Annotated in this window: 1 rRNA gene; it reads left to right on the top strand. The window is 56.2% G+C overall.

From position 1 onward, the window contains the following. A 23S ribosomal RNA gene (locus ACWCQM_RS40905) occupies positions 1 to 1,827 on the top strand; the annotation flags it as partial. Positions 1,828 to 1,849: the final 22 nt, after the last annotated feature.

The raw sequence follows: 1,849 nt of genomic DNA, 5'->3' as shown, positions 1-1,849 counted from the left end.
GGATGGGTAGGGGAGCGTCGTGTGCCGGGTGAAGCAGCCGCGGAAGCGAGTTGTGGACGGTTCACGAGTGAGAATGCAGGCATGAGTAGCGATACACACGTGAGAAACGTGTGCGCCGATTGACTAAGGGTTCCTGGGTCAAGCTGATCTGCCCAGGGTAAGTCGGGACCTAAGGCGAGGCCGACAGGCGTAGTCGATGGACAACCGGTTGATATTCCGGTACCCGCTTTGAAACGCCCAATACTGAATCAGGCGATGCTAAGTCCGTGAAGCCGGCCCGATCTCTTCGGAGTTGAGGGTAGTGGTGGAGCCGACGAACCAGACTTGTACTAGGTAAGCGATGGGGTGACGCAGGAAGGTAGTCCAGCCCGGGCGGTGGTTGTCCCGGGGTAAGGGTGTAGGACGCACGGTAGGCAAATCCGTCGTGCATATAGTCTGAGACCTGATGCCGAGCCGATTGTGGTGAAGTGGATGATCCTATGCTGTCGAGAAAAGCCTCTAGCGAGTTTCATGGCGGCCCGTACCCTAAACCGACTCAGGTAGTCAGGTAGAGAATACCGAGGCGTTCGGGTGAACTATGGTTAAGGAACTCGGCAAAATGCCCCCGTAACTTCGGGAGAAGGGGGGCCATCACTGGTGATCCGATTTACTCGGTGAGCTGGGGGTGGCCGCAGAGACCAGCGAGAAGCGACTGTTTACTAAAAACACAGGTCCGTGCGAAGCCGTAAGGCGATGTATACGGACTGACGCCTGCCCGGTGCTGGAACGTTAAGGGGACCGGTTAGCTGACTTTCGGGTTGGCGAAGCTGAGAACTTAAGCGCCAGTAAACGGCGGTGGTAACTATAACCATCCTAAGGTAGCGAAATTCCTTGTCGGGTAAGTTCCGACCTGCACGAATGGCGTAACGACTTCTCGACTGTCTCAACCATAGGCCCGGTGAAATTGCACTACGAGTAAAGATGCTCGTTTCGCGCAGCAGGACGGAAAGACCCCGGGACCTTTACTATAGTTTGATATTGGTGTTCGGTTCGGCTTGTGTAGGATAGGTGGGAGACTTTGAAGCGGCCACGCCAGTGGTTGTGGAGTCGTCGTTGAAATACCACTCTGGTCGTGCTGGATGTCTAACCTGGGTCCGTGATCCGGATCAGGGACAGTGTCTGATGGGTAGTTTAACTGGGGCGGTTGCCTCCTAAAGAGTAACGGAGGCGCCCAAAGGTTCCCTCAGCCTGGTTGGCAATCAGGTGTTGAGTGTAAGTGCACAAGGGAGCTTGACTGTGAGACCGACGGGTCGAGCAGGGACGAAAGTCGGGACTAGTGATCCGGCAGTGGCTTGTGGAAGCGCTGTCGCTCAACGGATAAAAGGTACCCCGGGGATAACAGGCTGATCTTCCCCAAGAGTCCATATCGACGGGATGGTTTGGCACCTCGATGTCGGCTCGTCGCATCCTGGGGCTGGAGTCGGTCCCAAGGGTTGGGCTGTTCGCCCATTAAAGCGGTACGCGAGCTGGGTTTAGAACGTCGTGAGACAGTTCGGTCCCTATCCGCTGTGCGCGTAGGAATATTGAGAAGGGCTGTCCCTAGTACGAGAGGACCGGGACGGACGAACCTCTGGTGTGCCAGTTGTCCTGCCAAGGGCATGGCTGGTTGGCTACGTTCGGAAAGGATAACCGCTGAAAGCATCTAAGCGGGAAGCCTGCTTCGAGATGAGTATTCCCACCACCTTGAGTGGTTAAGGCTCCCAGTAGACGACTGGGTTGATAGGCCAGATGTGGAAGCCCGGTAACGGGTGGAGCTGACTGGTACTAATAGGCCGAGGGCTTGTCCTCAGTTGCTCGCGTCCACTGTGTT

The sequence above is a fragment of the Streptomyces sp. NPDC002125 genome (assembly GCF_053593715.1).
This window is presented reverse-complemented; position numbering and strand designations above follow the sequence as displayed.